Source organism: Pseudomonas sp. PDM32, assembly GCF_019219225.1.
Classification (GTDB): Bacteria; Pseudomonadota; Gammaproteobacteria; order Pseudomonadales; family Pseudomonadaceae; genus Aquipseudomonas; species Aquipseudomonas laurylsulfatiphila.
The window spans coordinates 153,855-169,805 of the sequence record NZ_JAHUWE010000017.1 but is presented as its reverse complement, the minus strand read 5'-3'; the positions used below and the strand labels follow the sequence as shown (position 1 = coordinate 169,805).

Sequence of the window (15,951 nt, the reverse complement as noted above, 5' to 3'; positions counted from 1 at the left end):
CCCACAGGGTTAGTGGGTGTACGCAGTATTTGTGGACTACCGGATCTACTGTGGGAGCGGGCTTGCCCGCGAAAGCGGCAGTTCAGCCACCGATGATGTTGGCTGTGCCGACGCCTTCGCCAGCGAGCTCGCTCCCACATAGATTTTCAGTGGGCAAAAGAACCGTGTTTGGCCCAACAACACCAATGTAGGAGCCGTCTCGATCCAGCAGTCAGCGGTGGCCGGAAATGCATTTTTGTTCAATGACCGTCCACAAGACGTGGCAACCCCAAGGGATTGCCCTCACGCAAAACCTCCGGCAGCAGCTCATCCGGAAACCCCTGGTAAGCCACCGGGCGCAGGAAGCGTTCGATGGCGGTCATGCCCACCGAGGTGAAGCGGCTGTCCGAGGTGGCCGGAAACGGTCCGCCATGCACGGTGGCAAAACACACTTCCTGCGGATGGGCGAAGGCGTTGACCACGATGCGTCCGGTGCGTCGCTCCAGGGTTGGCAGCAGGCGACGGGCCAGTGGCAGGTCGTCCTGTTCAAGGTGCAGGGTCGCGCTGAGTTGCCCCTTGAAGGCGCGCGCTACCCGTAACAGCTCTGCTTCATCCCGGACCTTCACCAGCAGCGCGGACGGGCCGAATACCTCTTGGGAAAGCGCCGGTTCGGCGAGAAAATGTTCGCCATCGACTTCGAACAATGCCGAACGGCCATCGACTTCAGCGGTGGCGGTCGAGCCCACGGCGACGAGGCGGGCGCCGGCGTTTTCCAGGGTGCGCAGCCCGTTCAGATAGGCCCCATGGATGCCCGGTGTCAGCATCGTGCGCGCCGGTGCTGCGCTCACGCGTTGGCTCATGGCGTGGCGCAGTGCTGCAAACCCTGCACCCTCGACGGCCAGCAGGATCGCCGGCTTGAGGCAGGCTTGCCCGACGTTGACCAGCATGCGCTCGACAAAGCCATCGCCAATCGCCGCGCCGCGTTCGGCCAGTGCCCGGGGCAGGATGAAGGTCGGGTTGACGCTGGTCATTTCGGCGAAGACCGGAATCGGCTCGGGGCGCAATTGCGCACGCCGATACAGCGCCATGCCACCCTGTTCGGAACCGGTGAAGGTCACGGCCTTGATCAGCGGATGATCGACCAGCGCTTCGCCGATGGCATTGCCGCCGCCACGCACCATGGAGAACACGCCTTCGGGCAATCCGCAGTCTTGCACCGCCTGGCGGATCGCCCGGGCCTGGATTTCCGAGGCGCCCGGATGCGCGTTGTGCGCCTTGAGAATGACGGTCGATCCCGCCGCCAGCGCCGACGCGGTATCGCCACCGGCCACCGAATAGGCGATGGGGAAGTTGCTCGCACCGAAAATCGCCACCGGGCCGATGGCGATTTTTTGCAGGCGATGATCCATGCGCGGGCGTGGCTGGCGCTCGGGTTGCGCCGGGTCGATGGCCAGTTGCAGGAAACGCCCCTTGCGCACCACATCGGCAAACTGGCGGAACTGGGTGGCCGCCTTGATGGCCTCGCCTTCCAGTTGCGCCTCGGGCACACCGGTTTCCAGGGCGGCCCGCGCCGCCAGCGCCGCGCGAACGCGGTCGAGGTTGTCGGCGATGCGTTCGAGAAACGCCGCCCGCACGGCGAGCGAGGTATGGCTGTACACATCGAATGCTTCATCGGCCAGGGTCGCCGCCCGGTCGACATCAGCCACGCTGCCCAATGCGAACGCCGGTTCAATCGGCTGGTTGGTCGCGGGATTGAGCGCCTTCAGGGTGCCTTCGCTGGCGCCGATATCTCGGGCGCCGATCAGCAGGTTGCCGGACAACTGCATCACGCACCTGCCTGTGCCAGTGCGGCAACCAGTTCATCGGTGGTCAGGATGGCGTGAGCGAAGGTCGGGCCGTTCAGCTCATGGGCCGAATGCATCATCTCCGGCTTGAAGGCCGCGGTCGCGTCGCGTACCAGGGTGACGTGATAGCCGAGTTCCTGAGCGTAACGGGCGGTTGCCTCGATGCAGGTGTTGGCCAGCAGGCCGACGATGATCACGTGGGTGATACCCTTTTGCTTGAGGCGAAAATCCAGGTCGGTATTGGCAAAGCCGCTGGAACCCCAATGTTCCTGAACGATGATGTCGCCTTCCTGCGGCGCGAAGTCGGGGTGCCATTCACCGCCCCATTCCCCGCGTGCGAAGTGGTGCATGTGCATGATCTTGCACTGGGTGGGGCTTGGGTGATCCCAGTTTTCGTAGTCGCCTTTTTCCCAGCGGTGGTGCGGTACGATGACCACTGGAATGTCGAGCCCGCGAACGGTGCGGTCAAGCGTACGCAGGTTGTCGAGCAGGCCGACTCGCGTGGCAATGGGCTCGATCAAGGGGTAGATCTTTCCGCCTTCCGACAGAAAATCGTTGTAGGGGTCGACCAGCAGGTAGGCCGTCCGATCAAGAGGGTAGGTGGCGTTGGACATGGCGGTGCTCCGCAAGATAATCCGTGGAAGATGAAGTGTAGTTGCCAGCAATTCACGTAGATATGATAATCATAGCAACTAGGCAAGAGGCAATACCGCATGTCGGTGAAAGCAACCGTTTCTGAAACCCTGTGCCCGATTTCCCGGGCCGAAGCCGTCGTGGGCGACCGCTGGACGGTGTTGGTGCTGCGTGAGTTGTTCATGGGCAGTCATCGCTTCGATGAAATCCAGGCGCAGACCGGCGGTACGCCGCAAATGGTCGCGGCGCGCTTGAAGAGCATGGAGGCCGACGGGCTCCTGGAGCGACGTGCCTACAGCGAACGGCCCAAACGCTACGAATACCACCTCACGGAAAAGGGCGATGCGTTCTACTCGGTGGTGCTGGCGCTGCGGGCCTGGGGCGAAACCTGGTGCAAATCGCCCGAGGAAGGTTTGGCGGTGGTCTATACCCACCGCAGTTGCGGCGAGCCCGCCGGACTCGGACCGCTGTGCGCCCATTGCGGGCAGCCCTTGCGCCGCGCAGACCTGATCAGTGAACCGAGTGCCGCCTATGTCGCCGAACGCAGCGCCCGGCGCGAAGCGTTCAAGGCCTAGCGGCGGGTTTGTATCGACAGGTATCCGCAACGCCCGCCGTTACCCGGGCATACAAAACCGGGGTTTCCAGACACCCTGGCGATACACGGCGGCCTTCAAATGCAATCACCGGCACCGGGTCATTTTCGGCGCGGCTGGCCAGGGTTCAACTGGAGGAAAGGCAATGTTGCGTATCAACACCCGTCACATCATCGGCAAGCTGGGCATTGCCCTGGCCGCCGCAGGGCTTGCGACTTTCGCGAGCTTCTCTCAAGCCCAGGAAACACAGGCGGCTCCGGCGATGAAAAGCTGGCAGCAGGGCCTGCATCGCACCGACCTGGTACGCGAAGACCTGGGCGCCGCCGATCGCGAAGTCACTCAGGTGCTCGTGGACTTCGACCCGGGCGTGACATCACCCAAACACGCTCACCCTGGCGTAGAAGTGGCGCACGTGATCAGCGGCACCTTCGAGTATCAGCTGGAAGGGCGGGCACCGGTGACGCTCAAGGCCGGTGATTCGTTGTACATCCCCGAAGGCGTCGCCCATGTGGCGAAGAACGTAGGCCAGGACAAGGCCTCGGAACTGGCAACCTACATCGTCAAGAAAGGCCAGCCGCTGCTGATCCTGAAGGAGTAGGAGAACTGTGGGAGCGAGCTTGCTCGCGATGGTCTCGAGAGCGCTGTGTTTAACCAGGAAACACGCGTTATCGTTAACGACCATCGCGAGCAAGCTCGCTCCCACAACAACAACAACGATTGCGGTGTTCAGAAAGCCTGGCCTGACCGGTATCAAGATGCCAGGCCAGGCTTTCTTGCGTCGGTCAAACCAGATTGATCTCGACGTCGATATTGCCGCGAGTCGCTTTGGAATACGGGCAAGTCTGATGCGCCAGTTCCACCACACTGCGTGCGATGGCCGGGTCCAGGCCCGGCAGGCTGACATTCAGACGGGCCTGAAGGAAGAAAGCGTTTTCGGACTTGCCCAGGTCGATTTCGGCATCCACCGCAACGTCGCTCGGCAAGGCCACTTTCAGCGCGACACACGCCTTGCCCATCGCCCCGATGAAACAGGCCGACCAACCCGCCGCCAGCAGTTGCTCAGGATTGGTGCCGGCGCCCGAACCGCCGGGAGGCGAAAGCTTGATGTCCAGGCGTCCATCGGTGCTGCGCGCCTGACCGTCGCGGCCGCCGGTGGTGTGGGTCTTGCCGGTGTACAGCACGGTATCGATTGCATTGATCATGGTGGTTTTTCCTGTCAGTGGGTCGCGGGAATGCTCGGAAAACCTGCGCTTCCCGATGCCGCCCCACTGTTTCACTTCCATGTACTGCCCATATGTCCTGAACCTGGGGGATGTGTATCGCTGTGTAAGGTGGCCGGGGGGACATACAGTTCGATACAAACCGCTGGAATGCGCGCGGCGCCGGAGTTTACTGACTGCAAACCTCCCACACACAACCGCGCAGCCAACGATGGGCCGGGTCGGCGTCCATGCGCGGGTGCCACAGCATCGACACCGTGATCGGCGGCGTGGGGAAGGGCAACGCAAAGCAATGCATGCCCTGGCACAGGTTGCCGACGTGCCGCTGCGGCACGCTGGCGACCAGGTCTGAAGCCCGCGCCAATGCAATCGCGGATGAAAAACCGGCGACGAGGGTGATGATCTCCCGCTTCAGTCCCAACTCATTCAAGGCGTCGTCCATCACGCCTTTTTCGTGGCCTCGGCGTGAAACCAGGATGTGCCGGGCCTCGGCATAACGCACCGGTGTGACTTCACCTTGGGCCAGTGGATGACCCTCGCGCACCACGCCAATGAAGCGGTCGCGAAACAGCATCCGGGTCCGCACTTCCGGGCTGGTGGATTCGTCGATCACGCCGGTTTCCAGGTCCACCGAACCGTCGCGCAGCAGGGTGCTGTCCTTGTTCAGCTTCTGCACGAAATTCAGGCGGACACCGGGCGCCTCCCGACTGATACGGGCGATCAGTGGCGCGCCGAAATTCTCCACGAAGCCATCGCTGGTGCGCAGGGTGAAGGTGCGTGCCAGTTGAGCGAGATCGAGTGCCTCGGCGGGGCGCAGGACGGATTCGGCGTCCTGTACGAGCAGCCCGACGCGTTCACGCAACTCCAGCGCTCGGGGTGTGGGGACGAGCCCGCGTCCGGCCCGCACCAGCAACGGATCGCCCGTGGTTTCGCGCAACCGCGCCAGCGCCCGGCTCATGGCCGACGGGCTCAGGCGCAAACGCTGTGCGGCGCGGGCCACGCTGCCTTCCTCCAGTAATACGTTCAGGGTGATCAGCAGATTGAGGTCTGGCATTGAATCAATTCCTGTGGGAGTTGGCCTGTGGTGAGAGGGGCTTGTGGTGAGGGGCCTGTAGTGAGTGACCTGTGGCGAGGGGGCTTGCCCCCGTTTGAGTGCGTAGCACTCACAAAGATCTTTGGTGCATCAGAGATTTTGGGGCTGCTTCGCAACCCAACGGGGGCAAGCCCCCTCGCCACAGGTCCCTCACCACAAGCCCCCCCCCTCACTACAGGCCCGCTCCCACACTGGGTTGTGGCTATATGGCGTTTGGTGCATGTATTCAGTGCAAATGCTGCGTCTTCCGCCATGTTATGGCTGGGCTTAGGCTCCAGACAACCAATTTGCGGAGTCGCGAGAAAATGAAGTCCATATCGATTCGGGGCGCGCTGGCCAGCCTGTCGCTGTCCATGCTGCTGTCATCCCTGGGCACCAGCATTGCCAATGTCGGTTTACCGACACTGGCCGCCGCGTTCTCGGCCTCTTTCCAGCAAGTGCAATGGGTGGTGCTCGCTTACCTGCTGGCGATCACGGCGCTGATCGTCAGTGTCGGGCGGCTCGGCGACATTGTTGGCCGTCGGCGTTTGTTGTTGATCGGGATGGGTGTGTTTACCGCCGCTTCAGTCCTGTGCGCCGTCTCTTCCAGTCTCGGATTGCTGATTGCCGCCCGGGCCCTGCAGGGCATCGGCGCGGCCATCATGATGGCGTTGACCCTGGCGCTGGTGAGCGAGGCGGTGCCCAAGGCAAAACTGGGCAGTGCGATGGGCCTGCTCGGCACGATGTCGGCGATTGGTACCTCGCTCGGCCCGACCCTCGGCGGATTTCTGATTGCCCATTCGGGGTGGCAGTCGATTTTTCTGCTCAATGTGCCCTTGGGCGTTTTGGCGATGGGGCTCGCGCAGCGTTTTCTACCGAAAGATGACCTTGAGAAAAGGGCGGACCGAGCGGGTTTCGATGTCCTCGGCACCCTGGTACTGGTGTTGACACTGCTGGCCTATGCGCTGGCGATGACCCTCGGGCGCGACCGTTTTGCTCCGCTGAACCTGGCACTGCTGCTGGTGGCCGTGGTGGGGTCGGGCGTGTTTGTGTTCGTCGAGCGCAGCGCCGGGTCGCCACTGGTTCGACTGACGATGTTTCGCAATGTGCAGCTGAGCGCAGGTTTCGCCATGAGCCTGCTGGTGACGACCGTGGTCATGGCCTCCCTGGTGGTGGGGCCGTTTTATCTCACCGGCGCACTGGCGCTGAACGCAGCGAGCGTTGGCCTGGTGATGTCGACGGGGCCACTGGTCGCCGCACTGGTCGGGGTCCCGGCGGGTCGATGGGTCGACAGCTTGGGCGCACATCGATCCGGCACGCTCGGATTGCTGGCCATGCTGACCGGCGCTTGCCTCCTGCCCGCCGTGCCGACGGGCTTCGGCGCGCTCGGCTACATCGTGCCCCTGGCGGTCATGACCGCCGGTTATGCGCTGTTCCAGGCGGCCAACAATACCGCCGTGCTGGCGGACAGCACGCCGCAAGAGCGCGGCGTGGTCTCCGGTCTGCTCGGGCTGTCGCGCAATCTGGGCTTGATCACCGGCGCTGGCGTGATGGGCGCCGTGTTCGCCTTCGGCACCGCCAGCCACGATGTTTTGCAGGCGCCACCTGAGGCCATCGCGCAGGGGATGCGCTTGACGTTTGCGGTCGCGGCGGGGCTGATCTGCATCGCCCTGGCGATTGGTGCGGTCAGCAAAATCCTTTCACGTCGCCTGATCGCGTCGTGCTGAAAAACGGCGCGACTGTCGTGAAAACGACCTGTTTGCGCTGAACGCGAAGCCTTGTGAGTTTTCTGTTGAACGAGTGTTCAGTCTGGACTATGTTGAGGGCCACCTTCCCCCGGCTGGTTGCGGGCTTGCGTTTCTTCAATTCGAACGAGGCACTGGCATGCGGTTTTCACCCTTTGTAGAGCGGATCAGTGGCCAAGGCGTTGCCGCCTGGGATATTCACTACGCGGCCAACGCGGCACAGCGCAAAGGCGAGGACGTGATCATCCTCAGCGTCGGCGACCCGGATTTTCCCACCCCGGATTTCATTACCGATGCCGCCATCCACGCCTTGCGCGAAGGGGATACCCACTACACCGAAATCGCCGGCCGCCAGGCCTTGCGCGAAGCCATCGCCGGTCGCTACAGCCGGTTGATCGACCGCGAACTGCAGGCCTCGAACATCATTCTCACCGCCGGTGCGCAGAACGCCTTGTTCGCCACCTCGATGTGTCTGCTCGGTGCCGGCGACGAAGTGATTGCCTTCGACCCGATGTACGTCACCTACGAAGCCACGCTCAAGGCCTCCGGCGCCACGCTGGTGCGGGTGCCCTGTGCGGCGGATTCGGGTTTCCGCCTCGATGCCGCCGTGTTGGCCAAGGCCATCACCCCGCGCACCCGGGCGATTTTCTTCTCCAACCCGAACAACCCCACCGGCGTGGTGCTGGGTCGCGAAGAGCTGCAAGCCATCGCCGACCTCGCCATCGCCCATGACCTGTGGGTGGTGGTGGACGAGGTCTACGAGAGCCTCGCCTACGAGCGCGAACACCTGAGCCTGGCGGCGTTGCCGGGCATGGCCGAGCGCTGCGTGGTGATCGGCAGCCTGTCGAAATCCCATGCCATGACCGGTTGGCGTATCGGCTGGGTCGTGGCCAACGAAGCCCTGGTCAACCATGTCGAAACCCTGGTGCTGAGCATGCTGTACGGCTTGCCCGGTTTCGTCATGGAAGCGGCGCTCAAGGCCGTGCAGTCCCACGACGAAGTCACCCACGGCATGCGCGAGATCTATCGCCGGCGCCGCGATCTGGTGGTGTCCGGCCTGGCCGATTGCCCGGGCATCAGCGTGCTCAACCCGGATGCCGGCATGTTCGTGCTGGTGGACGTGCGCGGCACCGGCCTGACCTCGCTGGAATTCGCCTGGCGCCTGCTGCGCGAAGCCGGTGTCTCGGTGCTGGATGCGGCGGCATTCGGTGAGCCGGCCCAGGGTTTTGTACGGCTTTCGTTCACCCTCAGCGAAGAGCGACTGGCCCAGGCCTGTCAGCGCATTCGCGGCTTTGTCCAGGTGCTCAACGGTGAAGCGCCAAGGCCGGTGATCGGCACGGTGACCAGTACCGCAACCGTTGAACCGACCGCGGCCAGGACCATGATCGAGGTCGATCGCCTGCACAAACGCTTCGGCAATATCGAAGTGCTCAAGGGCGTTTCCCTGACTGCCCGCGAAGGCGAGGTGATCTCTCTGATCGGTGCCAGCGGCTCGGGCAAAAGTACCTTGCTGCGCTGCATCAACATGCTCGAAGTGCCGGACCAGGGCCGCATCCTGGTCGATGGCGAAAGCATTCACCTTAACCAGAATCGCCCCGGCGCACCGCTGGTGTCGGACGCCAAACAGCTGGTGCGCATCAGGTCGAGCCTGGGCATGGTGTTCCAGAACTTCAACCTCTGGCCCCATCGCACGGTGCTGGAAAACCTCATCGAAGCGCCGACCCAGGTCCTGCGTGAAAGCCGTGCGGAGGCCACCGAACGGGCCGAAGCCCTGCTCGAACGCGTCGGGCTTGCGGCCAAGCGCAACGAGTACCCGGCGTTTCTCTCCGGGGGACAGCAACAACGGGTGGCCATCGCCCGGGCCCTGGCCATGCGGCCCAAGGTCATGCTGTTCGATGAACCCACCTCGGCACTCGACCCGGAACTGGTCGGGGAAGTGCTGCGGGTGATCCGCTCCCTCGCCGAAGAAGGCCGGACCATGATCCTGGTGACTCATGAAATGGCTTTCGCACGCGATGTCTCTTCCAAAGTCGCCTTCCTGCATCAAGGGCTGATCGAGGAAACCGGTTCGCCGGACGAAGTGTTCGTACACCCACGCAGCGAGCGTTGCCGGCAATTCGTCAACGCTCATCAGACTCGCTAACTCATCATAAAAAGACGGGAAAACAACATGGGAAATCGACGTTTTGCAAACTGGTTGACCGGTGCAGCCTGCGTAATGCTGGCCGGCATGAGCGCGGCCCAGGCACAGCCGATCCGTTTCGCGGTGGCCGCCGAACCCTATCCGCCGTACACCGAAAAGCAGGCCAACGGTGAGTGGAAGGGCTTTGAAGTCGACCTGATCCACAAGCTGTGCAGCGAAATGAAAGCCGATTGCGAGATCAAGGAAGTGGCGTGGGACGGCATCATTCCGTCGCTGCTGGCGAAGAAGATCGACGTGATCTTTTCCTCGATGTCGGTGACCGAAGAACGGGAAAAACAGATCGCCTTCAGCAAGGCCTACTACGATTCGGCGATTGCCGTCGTCGGCCCGAAAGAGACGTCGGTGAAGAAGTACCCGGATGACCTCAAGGGCAAGATCATCGGCGTTCAGAACTCGACGGTGAGCGCCAACTACCTGAAGACCTACTACGAAAAAATCGCCGACGTTAAGTACTACGACACCCAGGACTCGGCCAACGCCGACCTGATCGCCGGGCGCATCGACCTGATGATGGCCGACGGCACTGCCATGGCTTCGTTCGTCAAGACCCCGGATGCCAAGGACCTGGCCTACCTCGGCACCGTGCCCTATGACCCGATCTTCGGCAAAGGCGTAGGCGCCGGCCTGCGCAAGGACGACACCGAACTCAAGGCCAAACTCGACAAGGCCATCCAGGAATTGCTGGCGAGCAAGGACTACGACGAGCTGTCCCAGAGCTACTTCGGCACCAGCGTGAAGCCGGCGTTCTGATGAACTGAACGCAATCCCCTGTGGGAGCGGGCTTGCTCGCGAAAGCGGTGTGTCAGTCGACATCAATGTTGAATGTCAGGCCGCATTCGCGAGCAAGCCCGCTCCCACAAGGTCCGGTGTTGTTTTTACTGGAGGTTGATATGCCGGCAATGTTCGATCTGATCAATTTCACCGAACAGGGATGGGGCAGTGCGCTGTTGAAGGGGCTCTGGATGACCCTGCAGATTTCCGCCGGGGCCTTTGTGCTCGGGCTGGCCATCGGGCTGGTGGTGGCGTGCCTCAAGCTCGGCGCGCCAAAGCCGATTGCAGCGCTGATGCGCGGCTACACCACCTTGTTCCGCGCGGTGCCGGAGTTGCTGCTGATTCTGTTGCTGTACTACGTCGGCTCGATGCTTCTCAATTCGCTGATGACCAAACTCGGCTACGGCGTGGTGAACGTCAGCGGTCCGCTGGCGGCCATCGTCGTGCTGGGGCTGGTGCAGGGCGCCTACGCCTCGGAGATTTTCCGCGCGGCGATCCAGGCGATTCCCTTCGGCCAGATCGAAGCGGCCAAGGCATTCGGCCTCAACGGTTTCGGTCTGTTCCGCCGGGTCACGCTGCCGATCATGGCGCCTTACGCCATGGCCGGGATGGCCAACCTGTGGATCAACCTGATCAAGGACAGCGCGCTGATCAGCGTGGTCGGCACCAACGAGCTGCTGTACACCGCCAAGCAAGGCGCGGGTTCGACGCGCCACTATCTGTTGTTCTACCTCACGGCTGCCGCGCTGTACTACGCGGTGACCTTGGCGTCGAACTATCTTTCGGGACGGTTGGAGCGACGCATTCGTCGCTGGATGCCTCTTGTTGACTGAACCGGCAGAGAGAATGAAATGATTCCAGCGTGGATAGTTGAATACGGGGCACTGTTGGGCCGGGGGCTGCAAACCACCCTCATCATTCTGTTGGTCTCCAGTGTGTTCGGTTACCTGCTGGCGGTGCTGGTGGCGCTGGCGCGGATCTCGAAAAACAAGGTGATCGCCAAGGTCAGCCTGTTCTACACCAGCGTCACGCGCGGCACGCCGTTGCTGATTCAGATCTACATCTACTACTACGGGCTGGGCAGCCTGTTTGCCCAGTTCCCGCTGATTCGCGGCAGCTTCCTCTGGCCTTACCTGCGCGATGGCTACTGGTACATCGTGTTTGCCCTGGTGGTGTCGATGGGGGCCTATGTCGGCGAAGTGATTCGCGGTGGCCTGCTGGCGGTGCCCAAGGGCGAGATGGAGGCCGCGTCGGCCTTTGGCATGACGGCGCGCCAGTCGTTGCTGCGGGTGCGCCTGCCCCGGGCCCTGCGCCTGCTGTTGCCGACCCTGGCGGGGGAGACCGTGATGCTGCTCAAGTCCACGGCACTGGCCTCGACCATCGCCGTGATCGACTTGCTCGGCGCCGCCAACGTGGTCCGCGCGCAAACCCTGCAGGTGTACGAACCCCTGTTGCTGGTGGCCGGTGTCTACGTCTGCCTGACCTTCCTCATCGAAGCGCTGTTTGCCTTCGCCGAGCGGCGCGGGACGCCCGTGCGCAGGTCGGCCTGATGAGTTCGTCGAAAGTCGATCGCTCGCTGCAGGGCATTGGGCTGTGCACCCTGGGCTACGCGTTCCTGTCATTGCAGGACGCGGTCATCAAGTGGCTGGTGGCCGATTATTCGGTGGTAACCATTCTGTTCTGGCGCGCCGCCGTGGTGGTCGTGGCCGTGCTGCTGGCGGGGCGTTCGCGGGTTATCCAGAGGGCCTGGCATTCACCGAGCCGGCGCCTGCTGGTGGTGCGCGGCTTGCTGTCGATAGTGGCCTGGGTGCTGTACTACACGGCGGCCCGGGACCTGACCCTGGCCGAGATGACCACCCTGTATTTTTCCGCGCCGATCATGGTCACGGTGCTGGCGGCGGTGATTCTCAAGGAGCGCGCCAGCGGCTGGCAGTGGTTCAGCCTGATCGTCGGGTTCGTCGGGGTGGTCATTGCCTGTCGCCCCGACCACATGACCGAGCCGTTGCCGATCGTCCTGACCCTGCTGGCGGCGATGTGCTGGGCGTTCACCTACATCCAGCTGCGGCAGGTGGATGACCAGACCTCCGTGCTGGAACAGATGCTGATCACCAACGTGGTGTTTGTGATTTGCATGTTGGTGGCCCTGCCGTGGACCTACACACCCTCGCCGACACCGGCCTGGCTGGGCATGCTCGGCGCCGGGCTGGTGGGCGGCATCGGCCAGTTCCTGTTGTTCGCCAGTTTCCGCCGCGCCACCGCGACCTTGCTCGCGCCGTTCGAATACACCGGCTTGATCTGGGCCTTTGCCCTGTCGAGCCTGGTCTGGGGCACGCTGATGGACACCTCACTGATGATCGGCGCCGGGCTGATCGCCGTCAGCGGCACCCTGGCGATGATCTTCGGCCGGCACGCCTCACAAGACGTCGTCGGTGCTGAATGCTCCGTGACGCAGCCCCTTTATCCAGCAACGGCAGATATGCAATCCGTTGGCGGCGCTGAAGGTCTCGGGGTTCAGGCACCACTCGAGCCAGAGACCGTCGAGCATCGCCGATAGGCCGATGGCGGCCAGGCGCGTGTCGTGAATCACAAAGCCTTCGCTGGCCGCCAGGCCGTCGAGCAATTGGCTGAGCAGATCGATGTAGGCGCGGTAGCTTTTTTCGTGGGACTGGCTGACGTGTTCGGAGTGACGGATCAGGCTCCAGAACACCACCCACACGCCGAGCAGTTTCGGGTCCATGACCCTGGGCGAAAACGAGCCTTCCAGGAAGGCATCGACCTTCTGCGCAGGTGTCTGTGCCTGTTCGATTTCCTGGAGCAGGGCAGTGGTCAGCTCGCTCGCGAGCCGCTGGTAGGTGTCGGCGATCAATGCCTCGATGCTGCCGAAGTGATGGTTGAGCAAACCCACGGACACCCCGGCTTCGGTGGCGATGCGCCGCACGGAGATCCCGGCGTGACCGTCGCGGCCCAGGCAGCGCAGGGTGGCCGCCACCAGCATTTCGCGGCGGTCTTCGGGTTCGGCGCGACGGTTTTTCGGGGCATCGGTTGTCACAAGGCTGTCCCTGGATGAGCTTCCACGCTGTCGAGCTTAGTTGAACGCCTGTTCAATCACCAGCCTCGACCGCCGCGATACAGCGTTTTTCAACGGTCATGACGGGAGGGAAAGCTAATGCCGCAGGATATTTCGTTCAGTGTCAGCAACAACAACGGCGATGCCGTGCGAGTCGGTGCCTGGCGCTATGCCGGCGACGGCAGCGGGCCGAACGTGCACCTGCAGGCCGGGGTGCATGCCGATGAAATCGCCGGGATGCTGGTCCTGCACGTGCTGATGCAACGACTACAGATCGCCGAAGCCCAGGGCCGGCTCAAGGGCCAGGTGACCGTGGTGCCACAGGCCAATCCACTGGGCATCGGCCAGTTTCGCCAAGGCCGGATTCTCGGGCGTTACCACGACGCGACCGGGCACAACTTCAATCGCGCGTTCGACCAGTCGGCGGCCATGGCGCGACCTTCGACCTGCGTCCAGCAATGGCAAAAAAAACTGGTGCAACTGGCCGCCCCGGCCGACGTGGTGCTCGACCTGCACACCGACGACGAGGCCCTGCCGTACCTCTACGTACACCGCCGTTTCTGGCCCCGCGGCCGCGAACTGGCGGCGGCGATGAAGATGGACGTGGCGATCATCTGGGATGACGGCGGCGACGGTTCCTTCGAAGAAACCATCATCGCCCCGTGGATACGCGACGGCGTCACAGCAGGGCGCATGGCCGCGACCCTGGAGCTGCGCGGGCAGGGCGACGTCAACGACCGATTCGCCGAGTCTGATGCCGAAGGGCTGTACCACTGGCTGTGCGGTTACGGCGTCATCGACGAGTCCGTGGCGCCTGCAGACTGGCCCGTCGAAGCCGTGGAAATGGGCCACATGGAAACCATCCTCGCCCCGCAACCCGGCGTGCTGATCTTCGAAAAAGAGCTGGGGGATTTCGTCGAAGAAGGGCAGCGCTTTGCCCGGATCCTCAGAACCCCGGGCGACCCGACTTCCGAAGTGGTCCTGCATGCCGAACAAGCGGGGCGCCTGGTCACGCGCTATCGCGACCGACTGATCGCCCAGGGCATGGGCGTAGCAAAATTCACCGGCAGCCGGATGTCGCGTCACTGGAGCGGCGGGTTGCTTGACCCGAACTAGCCATCCCCCAACATCAAACACACAACCCTGTGGGAGCCGGCTTGCCGGCGATGCGATGGTGAACGTGCCGCCGCCATCGCTGGCAAGCCAGCTCCTACAAATGACCGGGTTTATTCACGCGGATCAATCTGATCCAACACCCGATTCGCCGTAATCTCCGCCAGCATCACGCTATTGGAAATCCCCAACAGGGCATTGCGCGACCCACCATCCAGATGATCCACCAACTGATGCACCATCACATCGACCGAGGCCAGCGTCTCGACCAGATACACCATCAGCGTTTCGGTATTGGCCTCGGGGTCGACGGTAAACAGGGAACAAGGCGTGCGCGGTGTGGCTTTGATGTCGGCGGTGGAGGGGACGTGGAAGGCGGATTCGGCGGCTTCGTTGAGCCTGTTTGAATCGGGTTCGCAGGGGGATGTCGGATCGGTGTCCGGCGGGTTGGGGGTGACCTTGAACATATGCTTGCTTCTCTGATTGGGTGCCAACCCTCTTGCTGCTAAACGAGAAGGAGGCAGCTGTGCGCAGGTTAGCAGACCGGGGAAGCTAGCAAAGCCGGCGCGCCCGAAGGCGCCCTGCGCACAGCCACCATCAAATGCAGGCATAGGAATACCTGACTGACAGGAGCATGTGCACCTTGCTTACAACCCCGGGCTGCTAAACCCGACCACTGATGGGCAGTGGCGCAGAAACGATAGAGACCAGGGGCAAGGCGCACAAGCCGGCGGATTCTGGCGTACCCGTAGGCAACGACGCAAGGTCTTGTAGCCCGCCGGAAATACCCTACAACCTTTTTAAACAAACGCTCGTGGGCAATGTCGAGCGATCCCCACGCGAGCAAAAAACATCCCCGGTCAACGGAAGACCGGCTTTCGTGTATCGCTGTGTATCAGCGCACGAAATCCGACTACAACCCTACAAAACCCACTCATCACGGATACAGCCCGGATACACCACTGGGGCCAAATAGACCTGCCAAAGCGAGAAGCACAACGCACCTCGCAACCAGGTTCATCAACCCTTGTGGTACGACCAATAGTGGTCCCGCCACGTCATTGATCCGGAGTATCAACATGTCTCGTATCCAGTCGAACAAAACCCGTATTGGCCTGATCGCTGTTGCACTGGTCGGCGGTATCAACTTCGCATCCTCCGCGTTTTCCGCCGAAGCCCTGCCTCAGGGCTATCAACTGGCCTCCGCCGAGAAGACCAGCGAAGGCAAGTGTGGTGAAGGCAAATGCGGTGCCAGCGCCCAAAAGACCCAGGCCGAAGGCAAGTGCGGTGAAGGCAAGTGCGGCGATGCGTCTTTCGCCCGCACCGACGCTGACCATGACGGCCGCGTGTCGCTCAAGGAACTGTTGGCCGTGGCGCCTAAGGGCACAGAGGAATTCAAGGCGATGGACGCCAACGGCGACGGCTTCCTGTCCGAGGGTGAGGTGTACAAGTTCCGCACCAACCAGTACACCTCCAATGGCAAGAAAGTGCCGACCGAGTTGTTTACCAAACTGAGCCAGGCTAAAGAGTGATCAGCCGCTAATAAAAAACCCTTCCTGTGTTGACGCGCAGGAAGGGTTTTTTGCGCGGGTGGTAGTGGTTGGGTCGTCAGGTGCGGAATTGCACTGCACTTGACCACCGGTTGCATCGGATTTAACAAGCAGGTTTTGTAACGATGACTGGCAGAGAACGGCCAAAAGCGGCCATTCGA

At 62.5% G+C, this 15,951-nt stretch carries 15 protein-coding genes and 1 pseudogene; 10 read left to right on the top strand and 6 right to left on the bottom strand.

What is annotated here, in order from left to right; all coding sequences use genetic code 11:
- Window positions 1–239 precede the first annotated feature (239 nt).
- Window positions 240–1,805, bottom strand: a complete 1,566-nt coding sequence (locus KW846_RS27440) for an aldehyde dehydrogenase (NADP(+)) (protein ID WP_218486195.1) — start codon at window positions 1,803–1,805, stop codon at window positions 240–242.
- Window positions 1,805–2,437: an isochorismatase family cysteine hydrolase gene (locus KW846_RS27435; RefSeq protein WP_218486192.1), complete on the bottom strand. Its 633-nt coding sequence runs from the start codon at window positions 2,435–2,437 to the stop codon at window positions 1,805–1,807. Before KW846_RS27435 ends, KW846_RS27440 begins: the two co-directional genes overlap by 1 nt.
- 99 nt (window positions 2,438–2,536) lie before the next feature.
- Between KW846_RS27435 and KW846_RS27430 the strand changes: the two genes are divergently transcribed.
- Window positions 2,537–3,031 carry a helix-turn-helix domain-containing protein gene (locus KW846_RS27430; protein ID WP_218486191.1) on the top strand — a complete coding sequence of 165 codons (495 nt, stop codon included), beginning with the start codon at window positions 2,537–2,539 and terminating at the stop codon, window positions 3,029–3,031.
- Between the two features lie 163 nt (window positions 3,032–3,194).
- Window positions 3,195–3,647 (top strand): cupin domain-containing protein, encoded by a 453-nt coding sequence (locus KW846_RS27425; RefSeq protein WP_218486190.1) that lies wholly within the window; start codon window positions 3,195–3,197, stop codon window positions 3,645–3,647.
- Between the two features lie 184 nt (window positions 3,648–3,831).
- Here KW846_RS27425 and KW846_RS27420 read toward each other — a convergent pair whose 3' ends face one another.
- On the bottom strand, window positions 3,832–4,251 hold the full coding sequence (locus KW846_RS27420) for an organic hydroperoxide resistance protein (protein WP_007977775.1): 420 nt from the start codon (window positions 4,249–4,251) through the stop codon (window positions 3,832–3,834).
- 187 nt (window positions 4,252–4,438) lie between these two features.
- A complete protein-coding gene (locus KW846_RS27415) occupies window positions 4,439–5,323 on the bottom strand; it encodes a LysR family transcriptional regulator (protein WP_218486189.1) in 885 nt (294 codons plus the stop codon).
- Between the two features lie 344 nt (window positions 5,324–5,667).
- Here KW846_RS27415 and KW846_RS27410 point away from each other — a divergent pair, with 344 nt between their 5' ends.
- The 6 genes from KW846_RS27410 (at window position 5,668) to KW846_RS30180 (ending at window position 12,614) form a co-directional block, all read left to right on the top strand.
- Entirely contained in the window at window positions 5,668–7,068 is a 1,401-nt protein-coding gene (locus KW846_RS27410) for an MFS transporter (protein ID WP_218486188.1), read from the top strand.
- A 157-nt stretch (window positions 7,069–7,225) separates the two neighbouring features.
- Entirely contained in the window at window positions 7,226–9,229 is a 2,004-nt protein-coding gene (locus KW846_RS30265) for an aminotransferase class I/II-fold pyridoxal phosphate-dependent enzyme (protein ID WP_218486187.1), read from the top strand.
- 27 nt (window positions 9,230–9,256) lie between these two features.
- Window positions 9,257–10,039: a transporter substrate-binding domain-containing protein gene (locus tag KW846_RS27400; RefSeq protein ID WP_218486186.1), complete on the top strand. Its 783-nt coding sequence runs from the start codon at window positions 9,257–9,259 to the stop codon at window positions 10,037–10,039.
- Window positions 10,040–10,179: 140 nt separating this feature from the next.
- Window positions 10,180–10,893, top strand: coding sequence for an ABC transporter permease (locus KW846_RS27395; protein WP_007977785.1), 714 nt, complete (start codon window positions 10,180–10,182; stop codon window positions 10,891–10,893).
- An 18-nt stretch (window positions 10,894–10,911) separates the two neighbouring features.
- Window positions 10,912–11,610 (top strand): ABC transporter permease subunit, encoded by a 699-nt coding sequence (locus KW846_RS27390; RefSeq protein ID WP_015095644.1) that lies wholly within the window; start codon window positions 10,912–10,914, stop codon window positions 11,608–11,610.
- Complete coding sequence (locus tag KW846_RS30180; protein WP_256356883.1) at window positions 11,610–12,614, top strand: DMT family transporter; 1,005 nt, start codon at window positions 11,610–11,612, stop codon at window positions 12,612–12,614. Before KW846_RS27390 ends, KW846_RS30180 begins: the two co-directional genes overlap by 1 nt.
- Here the strand turns inward: KW846_RS30180 and KW846_RS27385 are convergent.
- Window positions 12,570–13,055, bottom strand: a pseudogene (locus KW846_RS27385) (TetR family transcriptional regulator C-terminal domain-containing protein); the annotation flags it as partial. The gene KW846_RS30180 and the pseudogene KW846_RS27385 overlap by 45 nt on opposite strands.
- A gap of 171 nt (window positions 13,056–13,226) precedes the next feature.
- Between KW846_RS27385 and KW846_RS27380 the strand changes: the two are divergent.
- Window positions 13,227–14,243 carry a succinylglutamate desuccinylase/aspartoacylase family protein gene (locus KW846_RS27380; RefSeq protein WP_218486184.1) on the top strand — a complete coding sequence of 339 codons (1,017 nt, stop codon included), beginning with the start codon at window positions 13,227–13,229 and terminating at the stop codon, window positions 14,241–14,243.
- Window positions 14,244–14,353: 110 nt separating this feature from the next.
- Here the strand turns inward: KW846_RS27380 and KW846_RS27375 are convergent, their stop codons facing one another.
- Window positions 14,354–14,707, bottom strand: a complete 354-nt coding sequence (locus tag KW846_RS27375) for a DUF6124 family protein (protein ID WP_218486183.1) — start codon at window positions 14,705–14,707, stop codon at window positions 14,354–14,356.
- A gap of 612 nt (window positions 14,708–15,319) precedes the next feature.
- Between KW846_RS27375 and KW846_RS27370 the strand changes: the two genes are divergently transcribed.
- Complete coding sequence (locus tag KW846_RS27370) at window positions 15,320–15,772, top strand: hypothetical protein (RefSeq protein ID WP_218486182.1); 453 nt, start codon at window positions 15,320–15,322, stop codon at window positions 15,770–15,772.
- Window positions 15,773–15,951 lie beyond the last annotated feature (179 nt).

Excerpts from the sequence above, each read along its gene's own strand:
- KW846_RS27395 (WP_007977785.1), top strand. The coding sequence starts at position 10,180 with ATGCCGGCAATGTTCGATCTGATCAATTTCACCGAACAGGGATGGGGC.
- KW846_RS27410 (WP_218486188.1), top strand. The coding sequence starts at position 5,668 with ATGAAGTCCATATCGATTCGGGGCGCGCTGGCCAGCCTGTCGCTGTCC.
- KW846_RS27440 (WP_218486195.1), bottom strand. The coding sequence starts at position 1,805 with ATGCAGTTGTCCGGCAACCTGCTGATCGGCGCCCGAGATATCGGCGCC.
- KW846_RS30265 (WP_218486187.1), top strand. The coding sequence starts at position 7,226 with ATGCGGTTTTCACCCTTTGTAGAGCGGATCAGTGGCCAAGGCGTTGCC.
- KW846_RS30180 (WP_256356883.1), top strand. The coding sequence starts at position 11,610 with ATGAGTTCGTCGAAAGTCGATCGCTCGCTGCAGGGCATTGGGCTGTGC.
- KW846_RS27430 (WP_218486191.1), top strand. The coding sequence starts at position 2,537 with ATGTCGGTGAAAGCAACCGTTTCTGAAACCCTGTGCCCGATTTCCCGG.
- KW846_RS27390 (WP_015095644.1), top strand. The coding sequence starts at position 10,912 with ATGATTCCAGCGTGGATAGTTGAATACGGGGCACTGTTGGGCCGGGGG.
- KW846_RS27420 (WP_007977775.1), bottom strand. The coding sequence starts at position 4,251 with ATGATCAATGCAATCGATACCGTGCTGTACACCGGCAAGACCCACACC.
- KW846_RS27415 (WP_218486189.1), bottom strand. The coding sequence starts at position 5,323 with ATGCCAGACCTCAATCTGCTGATCACCCTGAACGTATTACTGGAGGAA.
- KW846_RS27435 (WP_218486192.1), bottom strand. The coding sequence starts at position 2,437 with ATGTCCAACGCCACCTACCCTCTTGATCGGACGGCCTACCTGCTGGTC.
- KW846_RS27380 (WP_218486184.1), top strand. The coding sequence starts at position 13,227 with ATGCCGCAGGATATTTCGTTCAGTGTCAGCAACAACAACGGCGATGCC.
- KW846_RS27400 (WP_218486186.1), top strand. The coding sequence starts at position 9,257 with ATGGGAAATCGACGTTTTGCAAACTGGTTGACCGGTGCAGCCTGCGTA.
- KW846_RS27375 (WP_218486183.1), bottom strand. The coding sequence starts at position 14,707 with ATGTTCAAGGTCACCCCCAACCCGCCGGACACCGATCCGACATCCCCC.
- KW846_RS27425 (WP_218486190.1), top strand. The coding sequence starts at position 3,195 with ATGTTGCGTATCAACACCCGTCACATCATCGGCAAGCTGGGCATTGCC.
- KW846_RS27370 (WP_218486182.1), top strand. The coding sequence starts at position 15,320 with ATGTCTCGTATCCAGTCGAACAAAACCCGTATTGGCCTGATCGCTGTT.